We start from the raw sequence: 16,571 nt of genomic DNA, 5'->3' as shown, positions 1-16,571 counted from the left end.
GCTTGGGCACCCTCCTTTCTATATGCTGCCAGAAGCCTTCTCACATGGCGCAGGGAGAGACCTGATACCTCACTTGCTTCCCTGCCAACCATCTTCCTTGCCTCCACCCGGTTCAATACCACCAGCCTCCGTTGCTCTTTCTTGTTCAATACCACCATCTCCTTCATGGTGACATTTTCCCAGAACAGTTAGATGGTGACAATATCGTAGAACACCGACAAATCATCACCTGCCGCTTGACATATACTTGGATTCCATCTATACTTATCCAAATTGGGAAAGCAATAGAGGTAAAGGCTAAGAACGAGACTAGTAAGCCCCTAGCGGAGCTCAGAGAGCCGGGTAAGGTGTGAGCCGGTGCTAGCGCAGGGGTTGAATGGACTCGGGAGCCGCCTGCCGAAAGGGATTCCACCCGATTAGGTTTGTGACGGAGTGGGCACCGTTATCAGAGCCCAGGGTATCGCTTCAAGATTTTGAAGCCGTACCTGAGAAGAGATGGTTATCCTGCTATTGTTGATAACCAACTAGGGTGGCACCGCGAAGGATTTAACTCCTCGCCCCTATGGGCGAGGAGTTTTTGTATTTAAGAGGTATGAGATGTATTACCCGACACTGGAAGAAGTAAAGAGCTTTGAACCGCAAAACGGTAACCTGGTACCTGTCTGCCGCGAAATCGTGGCTGACCTTGAAACGCCGGTATCCGCTTTCCTGAAGATTAACCGGGGCGGTTATTCCTTCCTGCTGGAGAGTGTAGAGGGAGGTGAGCGGGTGGCACGCTACAGCTTCATCGGCACTGACCCCTACCGCGTGCTCACCACGAGAGGGGAAGATGGCACCGACCCCCTTCTCTCCCTGGCCGGGGAACTGGAGAAGTATAAGGTAGTACCGGTTAACGGTCTGCCCAGGTTCTGTGGCGGGGCAGTGGGTTATCTATCATATGAAACGGTGACCCGGTTTGAGGAGCTTCCCTCCCCCACCGCCGACCCGCTGGGGCTACCGGAATCACTCTTCATGCTGGTGGATACTATGCTAGCCTTTGACCATGCCACCCACAAGATAAAGGTTATCAGCTATGTCTTTCTTGACAGCCCGGATATAGAGACAGCCTACCGGCAGGCAGTAGAGAAGATTGACAGCCTGGTAGACAGGCTCAAGACACCCCTCCTGCCGGGGCAGGCAGAGCTCAAACCCGTCGCCAGGGGCAAAGGCCTATCCTCTAACATGTCACGGGGAGACTTTGAAGATAAGGTACGCCTTATCAAAGAATACATCACCGCCGGTGAAGCTATCCAGGTGGTACTTTCCCAGCGGCTGAAACAACCGACCCGTGCTAATCCCTTTGATATCTACCGTGCGCTGCGCACTATCAACCCCTCCCCCTACATGTTCTTCCTTGATTTCAAAGATTTTCATATCATAGGGGCGTCACCGGAGATACTGGTGCGAGTGGAAGACGGAGCAGTGATGACCCGTCCCCTGGCCGGTACCCGCCCGCGGGGTAAAGACCCCGCAGAAGACGACCGCCTGGATAAGGAGCTCCGCAGCGACGAGAAAGAACGTGCCGAGCACATTATGCTGGTGGATTTGGGGCGTAACGATATCGGGCGTGTGAGCCAGCCGGGCACGGTTGAGGTCAGCGACCTGATGGATGTAGAGCGCTACTCCCACGTTATGCACCTGGTCTCACACGTTCAGGGCCAACTGCGGGGCGACATGACCCCCCTTGACGCCCTGCGCGCCTGCTTCCCCGCCGGCACGGTATCCGGCGCCCCCAAGATACGCGCCATGGAGATTATTGCCGAGCTGGAAACTGAAAAGAGAGGTCCTTACGCCGGGGCAGTGGGATACCTTTCATTTTCAGGCAATATGGATATGGCTATCGCTATCAGGACGATGGTGGTCAACCGGGGCATCGCCTACACCCAGGCAGGCTGTGGAGTGGTCTATGACAGCATCCCCGAAAAGGAGTATGAAGAGTCCATGAACAAAGCCAGGGCGCTGCTCAATGCCGTCAGTCAGGCGGAGGATACCAGTCCGAAAGCCGAGGAGAACCATGCTGCTACTGATTGATAACTACGACAGCTTCACCTACAACCTCTTCCAGTACTTCAGCGAACTGGGGGAGGAGGTATTGGTAGTACGCAACGACAAGACCACCACCGCTGAGATTGAGCGGCTGAATCCGGAGCGGATTGTCATATCGCCCGGCCCCTCGGTACCGGAGAGGGCCGGCATCTCCAACGAGGTCATCCACCACTTTGGCAACCGGCTGCCCATCCTTGGCATCTGCTTGGGGAACCAGTGCATCGGCTTCAGCTACGGCGGCATCATAGAGCAGGCAGGCAAAATTATGCATGGCAAGTCATCTCTCATCCACCACAATGGGGAGGGAGTATTTGCCGGGCTACCCAACCCCCTCACTGCCATCCGCTATCACTCGCTGGTGGTGCGGCGGGAGGGGCTACCGGACTGCCTGGAGGTAACCGCCTGGACAGACGACGACACCATAATGGGACTAAGGCACCGCCACTACCCTGTGGCGGGGATCCAGTTCCACCCCGAATCTTTCATGACCGAGGCAGGCAAAGAGCTGCTACATAATTTCCTTAATGTCACGGGGGTTAAAAGTGATTAGAGAAGCTATCTCGAAGCTGATATCAGGGGAATCGCTGGGCATGGAGGAAGCGGCAGCGGTGATGGAAGAGATAATGCAGGGTGAGGCCACCCCCGCCCAGCTTGCCGCCTTTGTTACCGCCCTGAGGATAAAAGGAGAAACGGTAGATGAAATTGCCGGTCTGGCACAGGTGATGCGGTCTAAGGCAGTTCGGGTGGTAGCCAGCGGACCGGTGCTCGATATCGTCGGCACCGGCGGGGATAACGCCAACACCTTCAACATCTCCACGGCGGCTGCCTTTGTGGCTGCCGGTACCGGGCTCAAGGTAGCTAAACACGGCAACCGTGCCATGAGCAGCCAGTGCGGTAGTGCCGACGTGCTGGAGGCCCTGGGGGTTAAGATAGACCTCGATGCCGCTCAGGTGGAGAGGTGCCTGGAGGAGGTGGGCATCGGCTTTATGTTCGCCCCCGTCTTCCACCCCGCTATGAAACACGCCTCAGCCCCCCGGCGTGAGATTGGCATCCGCACTGTATTCAATATACTGGGCCCGCTAACGAACCCGGCGGGGGCAGAATATCAAGTGCTGGGGGTGGCTGATGAGTCTCTGCTGGAAAAGATGACTGCCGTCCTCAAGCGGCTGGGCTGCCACCACGTGCTGGTTGTTCACGGCGAGGATGGCATAGACGAGATGACCATCACCGGAAAGACTGACATCTGCGAGCTCAAGGATAACGGCATCAACAGCTACACCGTAACCCCGGAAGATTTCGGGTTATCCAGAGCCAGCCGGACAAGCCTGAAGGGCGGTACCGCCAGTGAGAACGCCGAACTGCTGTTGCAGACATTGTCCGGCAATCCAGGCCCTCAGCGGGATGCAGTGGTGCTTAACGCCGCCGCTGGTCTCATAGCCAGCGACCATGCCGCTACCTTCAAGGAGGGGATAGCGCTGGCCGGGGAGGCAATAGACAGTGGCCATGCCCGCGAAAAACTGGAAAGGCTGGTTGAGCTCAGCCAGAGCCTCGGTCGAGGTGAAGCTAATGATTCTTGACAAGATAGTAGCCGACAGCCTTAAACAGATTGAAGACAGCAAGAAACGGCTGCCGTTGGACGAACTGAAAGCTCAAGCCTCCAGGCAGTCCCCACCCCTTGATTTCGCCGCTGCCTTACGCCGTGATGGTGTCCGGCTAATCGCTGAAATAAAGAAGGCTTCGCCCTCGGTGGGGGTGCTGCGCCCGGACTTCAAGCCGGCAGAGATTGCCCGAACTTATGCCGATAACGGCGCCGCAGCTATATCGGTACTCACTGAACCCAATTATTTCCAGGGGAGCCTTGACCACCTCAAAGAGGCCAGGAATGCCGTCGGGGATAGTCTGCCTCTGCTGAGGAAGGACTTTATCTTCGACCCATATCAAGTCTATGAAGCCCGCGCCTGCGGTGCCAGCTGTCTGCTCCTCATCGTAGCCATCTTAAACACGGAAAGACTTCAAGAGCTGCTGGACTTGGGCCGTAAACTGGGCATGAATTGCCTGGTGGAAGTCCATAACGAAGCCGAACTGGAAACCGCCTTGAGCAGTGAGTCGGATATTATCGGTATCAACAACCGGGACCTGAATACTTTTACCGTTGACCTGGAGACAACCAGACACCTGCGACCGTTCATTCCCAGGGGCAAAGTAGTGGTCAGTGAGAGCGGAATCAAGAGTCGCAATGACATGGCAAGATTGAAAGAATGGGGTGTCGATGCCGCTCTTGTGGGTGAACACCTGGTAACGGCACCGGACATCGCTGCCAGGATGAGAGAATTGCTATGACACCGGTCAAGAGAGGTCAACCAAATCGTCAGGATAACGCCCTTTATAGCGGCAGCCAGGCAAGTCTGACAGGGACTAAAGGAGAGAGATAATGTTACCAGACGAGGGAGGCTACTTCGGGGACTACGGGGGACGGTTTGTCCCGGAAACACTGATACCCGCCCTCGATGAGCTTAAACAAGCCTACCATGAGGCGCAGGCAGACACCGGCTTCTGGACAGAGCTTGGCGAACTGCTGCATGACTATGCCGGCAGACCGACACCGCTGTACGAAGCAAAGCAACTCACGGGACACTGCGGTGGTGCCCGTATCTTACTCAAGAGGGAAGACCTGACCCACACCGGTGCCCACAAGATTAACAACGCCCTGGGGCAGGGACTGCTCGCCCGGCGTATGGGCAAAAAACGGGTTATCGCCGAGACAGGGGCGGGGCAGCACGGTGTAGCTACAGCCGCCGTATGCGCCATGCTGGGTATGGAGTGCATCGTCTACATGGGTGAAGAAGACATTCGCCGCCAGGGACTCAACGTCTTTCGTATGAAGCTGATGGGTACCGAAGTAAGGGCAGTAACAACAGGCAGCCGCACCCTTAAGGACGCCATCAACGAAGCTATTCGAGACTGGGTGACCAACGTTCAGTACACCTACTACCTACTCGGTTCGGCGGTTGGCCCTCACCCCTACCCGCTTATGGTGCGAGAGTTTCAGACGGTCATCGGTAAGGAAACACGAGAGCAGTGCCTTGGGCAAGTTGGGCGCCTGCCGGATTATGTCATAGCCTGTGTCGGCGGCGGCAGCAACGCAATCGGTATCTTCCACCCCTTCCTGGAGGATAAAGGTGTCAAACTCATCGGGGTGGAGGCAGGCGGCAGAGGGCTAAAGAGTGATAAACACGCCGCTTCCTTGAGCAGAGGCAGCATCGGCGTGCTCCACGGTACCAAATCATACCTGCTCCAGGACAACCACGGGCAGGTCAGGGAAACCCACAGCATTTCGGCCGGACTGGACTACCCCGGAGTTGGACCGGAGCACAGCTTCCTTAAGGACAGCGGGCGTGCCGACTATGTCGCCGTCAATGATGAGGAGGCACTTGATGGTTTCAAGTTACTCTGCCTTACCGAGGGTATCACCCCGGCACTGGAGACTGCTCATGCCATCTCCTATGCCGCCAGGCTGGCGACGTCGCTTAAAAAGGACGAGATTATCGTCGTCAACCTCTCCGGGCGGGGGGACAAAGATATGGATATCGTCACCGAAGCACTGGGGGAAGAGCTATGAGCCGTATACTTGATGTCTTCCGGCTGAGCAAGCACAAAATCCTGATACCATACGTTACCGTCGGCTACCCCAATATCAATGACACCCTCAAGGTAGTCCCTCTCCTCGCCGCCAGCGGCTGTGACATGGTAGAGCTGGGCATACCCTTCTCCGACCCGCTGGCTGACGGAGCCACCATCCAGCAGGCGAGCTTCAGTGCCCTCAAGAATGGCGTCACGCCAGAGGTCTGCCTGGAAACAGCCGCTAAGTTGCATAAACAGGTGGACATCCCCCTGCTCTTTATGACCTATTACAACCCTGTCTTCCACTACGGGCTGGAGAAATTCAGCCGGGATTGCGCCGCGGCTGGGGTCAGCGGATTGATTATCCCGGACCTCCCCCCTGAAGAAGCCTCCCCCCTGGAGGCCACCACCCGCAAGCACGGACTTGACCTCATATACCTGCTCGCCCCCAACAGCACAGATGAACGCGTCAAGCTGGTCGCCAGCCAGTCTCAGGGATTTATCTACCTGGTTTCGGTAAGCGGGGTGACCGGTGCCAGAAAGGCCCTGCCGCCAGACCTGGCGGATTTCGTCGACAGGGTGAGGAAGGTCACCACCCAACCACTCTGTGTTGGCTTTGGCATCTCCTCACCAGAGCAGGCAACACAGGTAGCCCGTCTCGCCGATGGTGTCATCGTCGGCAGTCGAATAGTCCATCTAATGGAAGCCGGGGATGACCTCATATCAGTCGGCAATTTCATAAAAGAGTTAAGATATGCCCTTAATGAGTTGAGGTGAACCCCGTATTATGCTCAATTACGATGCCTCGTTATCATATCCTTTGCAGGAATATTCATTGGGGTTTCCTTCCAGAATTTCCAGCATAGAAATTTTATATAGCGGGCTCTAGCGTACACCCTGGACCCTTCAGAATAATTCAGAGATAATGTACTAAGGGACAGTTTGTTGCTTATTCGTATAGCCACTCGTCCGGTCATTATTCCCCGCTCAGTGAGGTAGCGGAGTGCCAGGCCGTTGCCGCCTTTCTCACATTTGGTATTCACATTATTGTTGTGCTATGCATGGACATCCAGACACGTGCCCTGCGCTCGGTGATTGTCCTTCTTGGCTCCATCGGCGCCGATCTGTTCCCGATATTGATCTGGGTCATTCTGTGCGCGAAGTACTGGTGGCCCCGTCGGGGGGCAGAGGAAACGGAAGCGTCCTAGCAGCTTGAGTCACGACTTCTGTTGAGATGTCGGAGATAAGGCTTCATCGTCATTGTGTCGGCCGTCGCCCAGTTTCAAAGGCGGACTCCTCATCCAGATTCTCGCTCTCTGAAAAGCGAAGGCGACGTCGCGGTCGAGTATGGTGTCATGGGCCAGGTACACACGCTTCTTGCCGCCTTCACCAAGCAGTCTCTTGACCCGATAGCAGCCCTCGGCAAAGGAGGTGGGTTCGCGGGACGGAGGGGTTGCTTCAGCAGTTGGTGCAGGTACTGGTTCTTGAGAGGAAGGCTACCCCCGCAGCACAACGGCTGCTTCGACTAGTTGCCTTACCTCTAGCTGGAACTCTCCTCTTCCACGATGCGTCGTGAGTTCTGCCCACCGGCCACGTAGGCACGCATTCTTTCCAGGGCTTCATCACTCTGCATTAGTTCTCGCATCAGTTCGGACTCCAGGGCGAGTCCGTCATCGAGCGACATGCTCATGCCTTCGTAGATCGCGCGCCGGATGTGATGGACCGCCAGCGGAGGTCGCATCGCCAGTTCCCTGGCAAATGCCAGTGCCTCGGGCATCAGTCTTTCCGGATCACACGCCCTGGTAACCAGGCCGATGCGCTCCGCTTCATCAGCGTAGACCCGCCGGCCGGTCAACTGTAGTTCCAACGACCTGGCGATACCGATCAGGCGGGGCATGCGCTGCGTCCCTCCGCCCCCGGCGAGGATGCCGACACCGACCTCAGGCTGGGCTACCGTGGCCGATCGTGACATGAAGCGAAAGTCGATCGGTACTACCATGCCCATCGCCAGTTCCAGGCCGCCACCGGCAACCGGGGCGTTGATTGCGGCGATGATCGGCTTGGAATCAGTCAGAAAACCAACACGGCGCGGTCGCTCCGCAGGGGGCGCCGTCTCCTGGAGCGTTTCTCCCGCCTTGACCAGCAGTGAAACATCGTAGTGTTGTATGAAGACATCCGGCATGGCGCTGGTGAAGATGCCGACCCGCAACTCGGGGTCCTTGTAGAACTCCTGAGCAAGAGCGTAGAACTCCGGCCCCGTCTCCGCGTTCCAGAGGTTCTTTGGTGGGTTATTGAACCTCCAGGTGACTATCGCTCCGTCCTTCTCGACCTGAAAATACCTGGGTTCGTCTGCCATTTCTCGTTTCTCCTTCTATCAGGTTCGGCTGTTCCGGGCTGACCTGCCCTAAAGGATTGTAACATAATCCGGAAACCAGATTGTATAAGGGGCTGGATATCCACCCCCTCTGCCAAGAAAGGTTCCACTATTGGCACCGGTAATGGCAATTATGGAAGCTACCATTCTCGACTTGCTCCAATGAATGAGGGACCGGTCCCGCTATATCTCTCGGCCAACAGCCGTTCCCTCCAGGAACGCCCGGACGTAGCTGACCGGCTGCTGGTACGGACCGACCGGAATCAGCCGGTAGTCACCGCCGCGTAGTGAGTCCACAAGGCTGCCCTCCGGTTGCCAGTCAAGTGCCAGCACCAGATGGTCGAAGGGAATCTGCTGCTCGGTTCCCTGCTCGTCGGTAAAAACCAACGTCATGCCGGCAATCCGTATGATTCGAGCACGGCGTTGGAAGACAACACCACGGTCTACCAGCCGCCGCCGCAGCACGGTTCCCGTCATCGGCTCAAGGCCCACTCCGAGACTGTCGCCTTCCTCAACAATACACACCTGGCGACCACGCTGCACCAGCATGTTCGTAACCTCGAAGCCAGTGCTGCCGCCACCAAGAACGACCACCCTGCCCGTCACCTCTTTCTTCTCGACGAGGATGTCGTCTGCCTGTACCGGCTCTATCTCATCCATCCCGGGGATCAGGGGAATCTCGGGCTTGAGTCCCCGTCCGGCAATCACCACTTCCGGATTCTCCCGGGCAACTGCTTGTGGCGTAATCGTCTTGCCCAGTTCCACAGTCACGCCTATCTCCGCCAGCAGTTTCAGGCGGCTGGCGATGTATGGCTTGAGCAACCACGACCAGCGTCCCCCGAGTGAGGGTCTCTCGTCCCAGAGTTTCACCTGATGACCGCGCAGAGCGGCAACGCGAGCCGCCTCAATGCCTGCGGGACCGCCGTTGACCACAAGTACGCGCCTCGGCTGAGGTGCCTTCACCTCCGGGACACCCTCTCGCCCCAGCTCCGGGTTCATGAGGCATATGACCGGCCCGCCGTCGGAAAGACTTCGCATACAGGTGTTGCACGAGATGCAGTGGCGGATTTCGCGCTCTCTGCCCTCCCTGGCCTTCATCGGCAGGTCGGGGTCGGCGAACAGCGGTCGGCCCATCGCGATCAGGTCAGCCTTGCCCTGCTGCAAGATTTCTTCGGCCAACCGCGGACTGTGAATCCGGCCGACCGTCACCACCGGCACACCCACGGCGCTCTTTATCTCTGCCGCCAGCGGCACCAGGCAACCGCGAGGCATCAGCATTGGCTGGCTGGTCCACTCTCCACTATCGTACGTCCCGGCGGAGACACTGATGGCGTCTATCCCTGCCTTTTCTACCAGTCGGGCAACGACTTTGGACTCGTCGATTCCCCTGCCCTCAGGCACGTACTCATCTCCGGAGAAGCGGAAGATAAGGGGGTAGTCCGTGCCCACTTTCTCACGGGTACGGGCGATAATCTCCAGGGGGAAGGTGGCCCGGCCGTAGACATCACCGCCGTAGCGGTCGGCGCGCTTATTCGACCAGGCGGACATGAACTGGGCGATCAGGTAGCCATGGGCACCATGAAACTGTACCGCGTCGAAGCCGGCATCCCTGGCCCTTCTCACTGCTTCGGCAAACCTCTCCACCAGTTCCTCAATCTCGTCAATGGTCAGCTCTCTGGGCACTCGGGGTATGGCGCGACACGCCAGCGGTGACGGCGCCACCGACTGTACCGATGGGAGGACTATCTGCCGGCCGGGGTGCTGAATCTGGATAGCCGCCCGGACACCATGCCGTTTGATGACTTCAGCCACCCGCGAAAGCCCGTCGATGAACCGGTCGTCACTGATGTTGAGCTGGTTACGGTGAAAATGCACCGGGTCGACAGAGGTGCATTCGACGACGATGAGCCCCGGACCGCCGCGAGCACGCCGCTCGTAGTGGTCCAGAGTGCGTTGGGAGACAGAACCATCATCATTGGCAAGGTTGGTCTCCAGCGGCGGCATCACCAGCCGGTTCTCCAGAACCATCTTCCCGATGCGTATCCCGTCAAACAGCATGTCGTCCTCACTCCCTCGGATTATTCAGCCTGATACTCTACCTATACCTTGAAGCCCGGCTCCAGTTCCATCCGGAAGGTCACCAGTATCCGGCAAAGCATGACGAAGTAGCCGATAACGACCTTCCGCTCAACGACGTCGTGCTCATTTTTACCGGAATTTCCCATTTCAACCGGCGGAGGAATTCTAGTTGAATGACTGCCGGGTGTCAAGAAACCCGGCGTGCCCAGGCGCAACAGGACGTCAGAAAGTGAAGCACGCTGGTGGAATGGTCATTGCACAGAAAGCCATATTGTGTGACCCGGAAGTGGTTCGCTTCTTTGTATCTGCTTTGACCATCCCAACCCAGGGTGCTATGCTTTGCCTGTGATGTAGACGCAGGTACAGCCAGTGACGGGAGGTCTGGTACGGCGTCGGCGTGCCGATGAAGCCCGAGAGGAGAGTACAGATGCCAAAGGGTGAGAAGGTTCTGCTAAGACCGGTGAAGAGATCCGATATCAGTCACTTCCTGAAGTGGTTCAACGACCCGGAAGTGATCCAGTACCTCAATATGTACCTGCCAATGACCGAAATGGCCGAGGAGAAGTGGATCGAGGACCTGGCCACCAGGGGCAGAGCAGGCACCGATGCGCACTTCGTTATCGAGGCGATGGATGGTGACGACAACACACCCATTGGAAACATTGGATTACACGGCATCAGCACGAAGGACCATGGTGCCCTGTTTGGAATCGCCATCGGGGAGAAGGACTACTGGAGCAAGGGCTACGGCACCGAAGCCACCCGACTGATTCTCAATTACGGTTTCCAGCAATTGAACCTGCACCGGATACGGTCTGCCGCTTTCGCCTTCAACGAACGCAGCATCAAGTTGCACATGAGGGTGGGCTTTCGAGAAGAAGGCCGGCAAAGGGAAGCCATGTTCAAGAACGGCGAATTCCATGACATTGTCGAGTTCGGTATCCTGAGAGACGAGTGGAAGGGACTCTGACGGAGAGATACGGGCAATGGAAGAGATACCACTACTCGAGTTTGACAGCAACCCCAGGGCTCTCATGGACCCCTCACGCCACCGGAAGATCGGTATCCCGGATCGCTGTGTGATTCCGTTCTACGGAAAGGTCGTCCAGCGTCTGAAGCAGGAGAAACGGCTGGAGCAAGTCTACGAGTTCGGCTCGATCCTCACCCCGATACCAGTCTACAAGTTCGACCATAATGGTCGGTCTGTCACCGTAGCCTGCCCAACGGGCTGAGGCACTGGAGAAGGCGCTGAACCATAAGGAGAGCCTGGGGGCGTAGACGTGTCTGACTGCACAGAGGCCCTTCTAGGACGCCCAGGCTGGAGAAGTGTCAACATGTCACGGTAGAAGCCCTGGCACGAAAACACTGTCGTCGGGGAAACGATGGGCCATTATGTTCACCGAGCAGGGTCTGGCTGTGGCCCTGGGTGGTCAGGCGTATCGATTACGGTTTCCCGGCATTACGGAGGAGGTCACCATGAGTAGCTTACCGAAGTCGGTGGAGATCAGGGACGACACGATGCGGGAAGGTTTACAGATCGAGAGCAAAGACATCCCTGTTTCGGAGAAACTGAGACTCCTTGATGCTTTGGGAGAGACTGGGCTGAAAGTCATCTCGATTGGGTCTTTCGTCAGTCCAAGATGGACCCCCCAGATGGCATGTATAGATGAGATTGCAGAGAAATTCGTACCTAAGCCTGGTATTGTCTATACCGCTGCTGTATTCAACCAGAGAGGTTTTGAGCGAGCCGACAAGTACTATCCCAAGATCAACGTAAGGACCAGGCAATACATGACCCACGTTGAAGTGGGCAGGATATTCTCCATGCGTAACTACAACAGGACGCCAGAGCAACTGCTTCTCGAGGGTGACACCGGTATTCAGCGTGCCAGACAAGACGGCGTCAAGTCAGGTGCGATCATGTTGGGCAATCCCTTCGGCTCCAACTTCGAAGGAGACTTTACCCTGGAACAGTCACTGGCAGTTCTCAAGGAGGTGATGGACCGTTGGCATGAGCATGGCTTAACGGTGAACTCTTGCAGAATCATAGATGACATGGGTGCGTGCATGCCCGACCAGCTGACAGAGATGCTGTCCGCCATTGCGGAAAGGTGGCCTGAGATCACGGACTTCGGCCTTCATCTTCACAACCAGAGAGGCGTGACCAATATCAGCTACTATCAGGCTCTCAAGTTCGGGGTCACCCATTTTGATACGTCTCTAGGCGGGTTGGGTGGTTGCCCCTATTGCGGCAATGGCAGATCCGCCGGTCACGTACCCACTGAGGATTTCGTATACATGTGTGAAGAAATGGGCATCGAGACGGGCCTTGACCTGGACAAGCTGATAGAGGCTGCCGCCATTGCAGAGGAGGTCGTTGAGCACCCTCTGTGGGGTCACGTTTCCAAGGCTGGGCCGCGACCGCGGGGCAAGACACTATATCCGAAGGACATGCCCTTCGTCGAGACACTTGAGGAGGCATCTCACTTCAGAAAGGGACCGTCCGTCTATGCCCACCAGGTGAAGCCATGGAAGGAGGGAACTGCCCTGGCCTCCGAGCTTTGATGAAACACGATTGTATATGCCATTTGAGGTGAAGGTCAGCCCCAATGGCAGGCACGGGAACAGGCTAGGATCATGTCGACCAGGTCACGATTGTAACGGGGGTTCAAAGTCCGGGAACGCCGTAGCAATTCAACGAAAGTCACATACAGGGGCCATGGTAGCGTAGTAAGCTATCTTGTAACGAAATGCAGTGGAGAAGAGAATGCCGGTCTACAAGTACCAATGCAGACACTGTGGTATCATGTTTGAGCGCGTGCGTGGCCAGGGTGATAGTGACGATGAGGTGAAGTGCCCGAGGTGCAGTAGCGCGGGCCCGCAACGGGTCTTCGCGACGTTCTCTTTGCGGTCTTCATACTCCGCGGTTGGGCCAACCTGAGGCTCGCCGTCATGCTGAGGCAGTTCGCCTCATAAATGCTCTGCCGGCTCTGGTGTGACGGAGTGGGTATTGATATGGGCAGTTGGCCAACGACTGAGTTGGCCGTACTACTATCTGACGGAACAGGAGGAAGACATGTCTGGAAGTGTAGACAACACCTTGATGCTTCTCAAAGGATTCACCTTCGATGGCGACACCGGGAGGACAATTGGCGACCTGTATTCCGCGGTGAGTGGAACGGGTTGCACGAGGGACACTCCTTTTGCCATGCATTTGCGGCTTGAAGGCGATGAAAGACCTGCGGGAGTGAACAGCTATCTGGACCCCGAAGGCAAGAGGGTTCATATTGTCTGGAAGTGTGATGACTCCGGCTTATCGCGTGTAGTCGATATCGTTCTGAACGCCCCTTCCCTGGCAAGGGAAAAGCCGGAAGGCGAATCCTGTGACTTGTGCAGTACCAATATGATGCAAGAGATGATGGAACAGATGTCCCAACAAGAGACGGAGACAGAGGACTGAGTACCTCGACTTCACCATCAACGAGTCCCGCGAGATGAAGATGCAGCCCTCACTGGAGAGGACGCTGAGGCACAAGGATATTCTGGGGGCGTAGAGCCTTACCCCAAGGGATGACTGGCGACAGCGCGTCACATAAACTGGCGCTCTGTGCAGCAAATTGGCCTTCGGAGAGCAGATGGTGGCCTGTCCATCCACATGCTACAGTAGGATCCGACGCTGTCCATCAGGCTCCAATGCCGGGAACTCTAAATCCAAAAGTGGTATAGTTCTTGCGGGCAGGTCAATCGCGTGGATTGTGGATAGCGGTATGGAGTTGCTCTGAGGAGGGGACGATGATGGAACATGCTCAACTCATCGAGAGGATCAATGCCTTCTTGGAGACATACCAGGCAGATCTGAGTTACTGTCATGGCGCCGATCATGTTCGACGCGTGGCGAAACTGGGCGTGAAGGTTGGGACGCAAGAAGGTGCTGACTGTCAGATCGTCGAAACCGCTGCCCTTCTCCATGACATCGGTAATGTACCGCTTGGATGGAGCAAACTCGCGTTAGGGAGAGATGAGAATGATTTTCTCGACTTTCTGGCGTTGTATGTGCTTCCCTCAACGGATCATGGGGAGTTAGGCGCGCTCATCGCAGAGCGATTTCTGGAACGCCTCGGCTATTCGAACGAGGAGAGACAGCACGTGAAGCGGATCATCAGCGAACATACCAAAGGGACGGAACAGACGACGCTTGAATCACGAATCGTCAGCGATGCTGATAAGCTGGAACTCCTTGGAGCCACGTGGATTGCCAGAGCCTTTCAACGGACGAGTGCATTTGATAGACGCCTGGGCATTGAATCGGTGCCAGAACGATTTCTGAGTGGAAAGGAGACGCTTCTGAACGCGTTCCACACCGAAACGGCGAAGAAGATGGCGACGGAACGATACAGGTTCTTGGTTTCCTTCTGTGAGCAATTCCAGCGCGAATTGCATCTTGAAACATAGTCACGACATCAGGACCGGGCTGTGTGAAGGATGTCCGCCAGACAGTCGCCTGTCGTATGGCATCACACAATCGGGCGGAATGTCAGGTAATTTTCTTTCTAGCTCCATCCTGCTGTATACTGGAGTCCAGTTCGTCGTCTGTGAGGAGGTGGCAGAAGATGAATAAGGAAACCCATAGATTCAAGATAGGCAGTTTCGAATGCATGGCCGTCAGTGATGGCACCCACACATACGCACCACCCGTCTTCCCACCCCCCGCCAGTTTTCTTTTCACCAACGCACCAAGACAACGCCTTGAGCAGGCGCTGCTCGAGCACAACCTGCAGCTAGAAAACTGGGTAGAGTGGGTAAGTCCATACATCTGTCTTACGGTAAACACGGGTGAGCACTTGGTACTGGTGGATACGGGCGCCGATGGTCTCGGTCCAGATACAGGGAGACTTCTTCAAAACCTGAAGACTGAGGGGATTGCACCGGAGGACATCGACACTGTTATCCTTACCCACGGACATCCAGACCACATCGGTGGGAACACTGATACCGAGGGCAAGCCGGTTTTTACAACTGCCCGTTACGTTATCTGGAGAGACGAGTGGGATTTCTGGATGTCGGAGCAGGCAGAACTTAAGCTTGACGAACACTCCAGAGAAGTTCTCCTGGGATACGCACGCAAGAACCTCCCCCCGATTCAAAGCCAGCTTAGTCTCGTTGACCACGAAACGGAAGTCTTACCCGGCATACAGGCCATTGCGGCACCAGGGCACACACCGGGGCATATGGTGCTTGCCATTTCCTCCGAAGGTGAACAATTACTGTGCGTGTCCGATACCGTGCTCCATCCAATCCATCTTGAGCAGCCAGACTGGTACGCTGCAGTTGATTTGGACCCGGGACAGGTTGAGGCTACCAGGCGTAGGGTATTGGCTAAGGCTGCGACTGAGAAAGCCCTGGTGCTTGCCTTTCACTTCCCATTCCCAGGTCTGGGTCACGTTTTCCAGAAGGGGAAGGAATGGCAGTGGCAACCGGTTGAAACGACGAGTTAAAGCCTTCTCAGCTGTCTGATCCTCAGTATAAGTCTAACGAAGGCATACATGAGGAACAGCGCAGCCAGCGGAACCAGAAGTGAAATAGCCCGGATGATACCCCACCAGGAGTAAGGACTATCACCCCATATGTTATATGCAAAGGTGACTACGTATATTGCTTCTATTAACAGGAAGAACGCCAGATAAGCCAGCACTCTCTTATACTTGGCTACTTTCGATTCAACGTCGGTGAAAATCTCATCTGGCTCTCGCTGTTTAGAACCCTTACGAAAATACTGCCAGGCAGACATTTCGCCAATATGCTCCCAGCCGGCATCCCGGAACAATTGTAGATATTCTTGTTTGTCCTTCTCTGGAAATGTCTGATAATCCAGGCGGTAGACGTAATCCTGCGGCTCAGCTACAATAAACTTGTAAATCCCCATTACACCTACTGAGGATAAGTGGTAACCCTTTTTCGACATTTCTCCTAACCAGGCTTCTTCAGCCTCATCGTGCCAGGGCCAAAACCACTTGAACTTTCTAACCATAGTCTTTTCCATAGTTAAGCCCCTCCGACTACGTTGTGTCTGTCTGATAACAAGCGAGCAGAGACAGCCAATCCATTCCGGCTCATTATTTCTAGTCTCTCAACCTGACTTAGAAGTACAGCTCTCCCTTTCGGTGTCAGGGCGTAGCTCTTACGGCGCTCTTCTTCTTTTACTTTGACGATTAACCCTTCCTTTTCCAGGTTGGTGAACACGCCGTAAAGCGTGCCGGGGCCGACTTTGACCGTTCCTTCACTGATTTTTTCTACTTCCTGCATTACTGCATATCCATGCAACGGCTCACCAAGAGTCATCATAATGTAATACGTAGCTTCGGTTAATGGTAAGTATTTCTTAATATCATCTTGAGACATCATCAGGCACCAT

Annotated in this window: 17 protein-coding genes and 1 other annotated feature; of the genes, 12 read left to right on the top strand and 5 right to left on the bottom strand. The window is 55.7% G+C overall.

The features are described from left to right. Positions 1–290: 290 nt before the first annotated feature. Positions 291–565: a binding site (T-box leader), on the top strand. Between the two features lie 32 nt (positions 566–597). From trpE to trpA, 6 genes are all read left to right on the top strand, one after another. After that, the gene (gene trpE / locus VMW13_08255) at positions 598–2,070 is read left to right on the top strand and encodes an anthranilate synthase component I (protein ID HUV44806.1); all 1,473 of its coding nucleotides are present in this window, start codon (positions 598–600) and stop codon (positions 2,068–2,070) included. Continuing rightward, positions 2,054–2,635, top strand: coding sequence for an aminodeoxychorismate/anthranilate synthase component II (locus VMW13_08250; protein ID HUV44805.1), 582 nt, complete (start codon positions 2,054–2,056; stop codon positions 2,633–2,635). Before trpE ends, VMW13_08250 begins: the two co-directional genes overlap by 17 nt. Further along, positions 2,628–3,662: an anthranilate phosphoribosyltransferase gene (gene trpD / locus VMW13_08245; protein HUV44804.1), complete on the top strand. Its 1,035-nt coding sequence runs from the start codon at positions 2,628–2,630 to the stop codon at positions 3,660–3,662. Before VMW13_08250 ends, trpD begins: the two co-directional genes overlap by 8 nt. Next, the gene (gene trpC, locus VMW13_08240) at positions 3,652–4,425 is read left to right on the top strand and encodes an indole-3-glycerol phosphate synthase TrpC (protein HUV44803.1); all 774 of its coding nucleotides are present in this window, start codon (positions 3,652–3,654) and stop codon (positions 4,423–4,425) included. The genes trpD and trpC overlap by 11 nt, the downstream gene beginning before the upstream one ends. A 91-nt stretch (positions 4,426–4,516) precedes the next feature. Beyond that, positions 4,517–5,704, top strand: a complete 1,188-nt coding sequence (gene trpB, locus VMW13_08235) for a tryptophan synthase subunit beta (GenBank protein ID HUV44802.1) — start codon at positions 4,517–4,519, stop codon at positions 5,702–5,704. After that, positions 5,701–6,483, top strand: a complete 783-nt coding sequence (gene trpA, locus VMW13_08230; protein ID HUV44801.1) for a tryptophan synthase subunit alpha — start codon at positions 5,701–5,703, stop codon at positions 6,481–6,483. The genes trpB and trpA overlap by 4 nt, the downstream gene beginning before the upstream one ends. Before the next feature lie 763 nt (positions 6,484–7,246). Here the strand turns inward: trpA and VMW13_08225 are convergent. From VMW13_08225 to VMW13_08215, 3 genes are all read right to left on the bottom strand, one after another. Beyond that, positions 7,247–8,062, bottom strand: coding sequence for an enoyl-CoA hydratase/isomerase family protein (locus tag VMW13_08225; GenBank protein HUV44800.1), 816 nt, complete (start codon positions 8,060–8,062; stop codon positions 7,247–7,249). Positions 8,063–8,263: 201 nt separating this feature from the next. Beyond that, on the bottom strand, positions 8,264–10,138 hold the full coding sequence (locus tag VMW13_08220) for an FAD-dependent oxidoreductase (protein ID HUV44799.1): 1,875 nt from the start codon (positions 10,136–10,138) through the stop codon (positions 8,264–8,266). A gap of 41 nt (positions 10,139–10,179) precedes the next feature. Then, complete coding sequence (locus VMW13_08215) at positions 10,180–10,305, bottom strand: hypothetical protein (protein ID HUV44798.1); 126 nt, start codon at positions 10,303–10,305, stop codon at positions 10,180–10,182. A 281-nt stretch (positions 10,306–10,586) separates the two neighbouring features. Between VMW13_08215 and VMW13_08210 the strand changes: the two genes are divergently transcribed. The 6 genes from VMW13_08210 to VMW13_08185 all read left to right on the top strand — a co-directional run bounded on the left by VMW13_08210 (position 10,587) and on the right by VMW13_08185 (position 15,654). After that, entirely contained in the window at positions 10,587–11,129 is a 543-nt protein-coding gene (locus VMW13_08210) for a GNAT family protein (protein HUV44797.1), read from the top strand. A 16-nt stretch (positions 11,130–11,145) separates the two neighbouring features. Continuing rightward, entirely contained in the window at positions 11,146–11,391 is a 246-nt protein-coding gene (locus VMW13_08205; protein HUV44796.1) for a hypothetical protein, read from the top strand. Between the two features lie 244 nt (positions 11,392–11,635). Then, on the top strand, positions 11,636–12,724 hold the full coding sequence (locus tag VMW13_08200) for a hypothetical protein (protein HUV44795.1): 1,089 nt from the start codon (positions 11,636–11,638) through the stop codon (positions 12,722–12,724). Between the two features lie 511 nt (positions 12,725–13,235). Continuing rightward, the gene (locus VMW13_08195; protein HUV44794.1) at positions 13,236–13,619 is read left to right on the top strand and encodes a hypothetical protein; all 384 of its coding nucleotides are present in this window, start codon (positions 13,236–13,238) and stop codon (positions 13,617–13,619) included. Between the two features lie 332 nt (positions 13,620–13,951). Further along, positions 13,952–14,611 carry an HD domain-containing protein gene (locus VMW13_08190; GenBank protein ID HUV44793.1) on the top strand — a complete coding sequence of 220 codons (660 nt, stop codon included), beginning with the start codon at positions 13,952–13,954 and terminating at the stop codon, positions 14,609–14,611. Between the two features lie 158 nt (positions 14,612–14,769). Then, entirely contained in the window at positions 14,770–15,654 is an 885-nt protein-coding gene (locus VMW13_08185; GenBank protein HUV44792.1) for an MBL fold metallo-hydrolase, read from the top strand. Here the strand turns inward: VMW13_08185 and VMW13_08180 are convergent. Further along, positions 15,651–16,199, bottom strand: coding sequence for a DUF2812 domain-containing protein (locus VMW13_08180; protein ID HUV44791.1), 549 nt, complete (start codon positions 16,197–16,199; stop codon positions 15,651–15,653). The genes VMW13_08185 and VMW13_08180 overlap by 4 nt on opposite strands. 2 nt (positions 16,200–16,201) lie before the next feature. Then, positions 16,202–16,571, bottom strand: a 370-nt coding sequence (locus tag VMW13_08175) for a PadR family transcriptional regulator (protein HUV44790.1), incomplete at its 5' end; no start/stop codon positions are given.

This window comes from Dehalococcoidales bacterium (assembly GCA_035529395.1).
Classification (GTDB): Bacteria; Chloroflexota; Dehalococcoidia; order Dehalococcoidales; family Fen-1064; genus DUES01.
Note: the sequence above shows the minus strand (reverse complement) of the source record. Positions and strands in the feature narration are given on the sequence as shown.

Coding starts and splice junctions, on each gene's coding strand:
- trpE (HUV44806.1), top strand. CDS start 598: ATGTATTACCCGACACTGGAAGAAGTAAAGAGCTTTGAACCGCAAAAC.
- VMW13_08250 (HUV44805.1), top strand. CDS start 2,054: ATGCTGCTACTGATTGATAACTACGACAGCTTCACCTACAACCTCTTC.
- trpC (HUV44803.1), top strand. CDS start 3,652: ATGATTCTTGACAAGATAGTAGCCGACAGCCTTAAACAGATTGAAGAC.
- trpB (HUV44802.1), top strand. CDS start 4,517: ATGTTACCAGACGAGGGAGGCTACTTCGGGGACTACGGGGGACGGTTT.
- trpA (HUV44801.1), top strand. CDS start 5,701: ATGAGCCGTATACTTGATGTCTTCCGGCTGAGCAAGCACAAAATCCTG.
- VMW13_08225 (HUV44800.1), bottom strand. CDS start 8,062: ATGGCAGACGAACCCAGGTATTTTCAGGTCGAGAAGGACGGAGCGATA.
- VMW13_08220 (HUV44799.1), bottom strand. CDS start 10,138: ATGCTGTTTGACGGGATACGCATCGGGAAGATGGTTCTGGAGAACCGG.
- VMW13_08215 (HUV44798.1), bottom strand. CDS start 10,305: ATGGGAAATTCCGGTAAAAATGAGCACGACGTCGTTGAGCGGAAGGTC.
- VMW13_08210 (HUV44797.1), top strand. CDS start 10,587: ATGCCAAAGGGTGAGAAGGTTCTGCTAAGACCGGTGAAGAGATCCGAT.
- VMW13_08205 (HUV44796.1), top strand. CDS start 11,146: ATGGAAGAGATACCACTACTCGAGTTTGACAGCAACCCCAGGGCTCTC.
- VMW13_08200 (HUV44795.1), top strand. CDS start 11,636: ATGAGTAGCTTACCGAAGTCGGTGGAGATCAGGGACGACACGATGCGG.
- VMW13_08195 (HUV44794.1), top strand. CDS start 13,236: ATGTCTGGAAGTGTAGACAACACCTTGATGCTTCTCAAAGGATTCACC.
- VMW13_08190 (HUV44793.1), top strand. CDS start 13,952: ATGATGGAACATGCTCAACTCATCGAGAGGATCAATGCCTTCTTGGAG.
- VMW13_08185 (HUV44792.1), top strand. CDS start 14,770: ATGAATAAGGAAACCCATAGATTCAAGATAGGCAGTTTCGAATGCATG.
- VMW13_08180 (HUV44791.1), bottom strand. CDS start 16,199: ATGGAAAAGACTATGGTTAGAAAGTTCAAGTGGTTTTGGCCCTGGCAC.